We start from the raw sequence: 1,252 nt of genomic DNA, 5'->3' as shown, positions 1-1,252 counted from the left end.
TAACGAGCCTGTAGATTAACTCGTTTTTAAATTTGTTTTTATTGATAAACAAACCATAGCTGAGTTCCTATTTTGGTTCAATTGATTACTGTATTTTTACGCAGAATATAGAAGTGTTTGATATTGTTTTAATTGGCGTTTTGGAAGGGATTACGGGTGTTTGAGTGGCTTTTATTTAGAGTAAGAGGGCTTACCCTTCTTAATGCATCGTGTTCTGCAGCTTTTCTATATTATGAACAAGGCAATACAGTTGCCATTGCGCATTCACTTTTGTTTGACCCCGTAAGGTCAATTTATTCATGCCTTTATTCACTGTAATGTTCCCGAACACTGGCTCAATACAACCAAGTCGTTTGCTATATTGTCGTCGACCTATGGGGCTGTCTATTTTTACTTTCATTTTGTCTACATAGCTCAGCTTTTTGCGTGATTTATTATTTATAAACTGTACTTGTCGCCCCGTTTTAATGGGTGGCTTTCGCATACATTGCTGTTGTAGTGGACATACTTTGCAATCTTTTAAGTAACCGCAGAATCGTGTGTATTGTTGGTTATGGCTGTTTACATTGACCCCGCTTCGCCACATGGCATTGCCTGCAGGGCAGCGGCATGTTTGCGTTGCCTCATCATAATGAAAATCGTCTGAGGTAAATAACCGAGGCTTGCCTTTGCTGCGTTTTAGTCGGCGCTTTTCTTGCTCAGTTTCGTATGTTTCGCTGGCTTTAAATAGCGGATTTCGTTTTCTAAATTGGTTATCCGCAATGTAGGTATCGAACCCACTTTGCGCCATAAACTCAAGGTTTACTTCGCTGTTAAACCCACTGTCTGCGGTGAATTTGATGGTGTGTTTATCTGCCATTTTTTCTGTATTGAGTTTAGCAAGCTGCTGTTTTAATTGTGCAACGGCTGGCTGTAAAGTTTGTTGTTCGCCCACTGAGCCCCACGCTTGTGCTTGCAGGATGATTTGATGTTTATCATCGTTTATCGCGATGCCGTTGTAGCCTTGAATTGTCCCTTTTGAGGTCGTCATCTTCGCACTATCTGGGTCAGTGATATTACTTTTAACAGGCTTGCCTTTACTGCCTGTTTTCTCTTCGTGAGTGGCTAAAAACTCGGTGATTTTATCTGCATTTCTATCCAGCTTTTCTTTTTGTTTTAAGTCCTGAGTTATCAACTCTTCGCCCAGTCCATCTTGTGATTGGTGGCGTTCAATAATACGTTTGCTTGCGCGTTCTAGTTTTGCTTTTTTGCG

At 40.8% G+C, this 1,252-nt stretch carries 1 protein-coding gene; it reads right to left on the bottom strand.

Going from position 1 to position 1,252, the window contains the following annotated elements; all coding sequences use genetic code 11:
• Nucleotides 1-199: 199 nt before the first annotated feature.
• The coding region (locus L654_RS01000000125615) for a transposase (RefSeq protein ID WP_024607588.1) at nt 200-1,252 on the bottom strand (1,053 nt) is incomplete at its 5' end.

It is taken from the genome of Pseudoalteromonas sp. TAB23, assembly GCF_000498075.1.
Lineage (GTDB): Bacteria > Pseudomonadota > Gammaproteobacteria > Enterobacterales > Alteromonadaceae > Pseudoalteromonas > Pseudoalteromonas arctica.
Note: the sequence above shows the minus strand (reverse complement) of the source record. Positions and strands in the feature narration are given on the sequence as shown.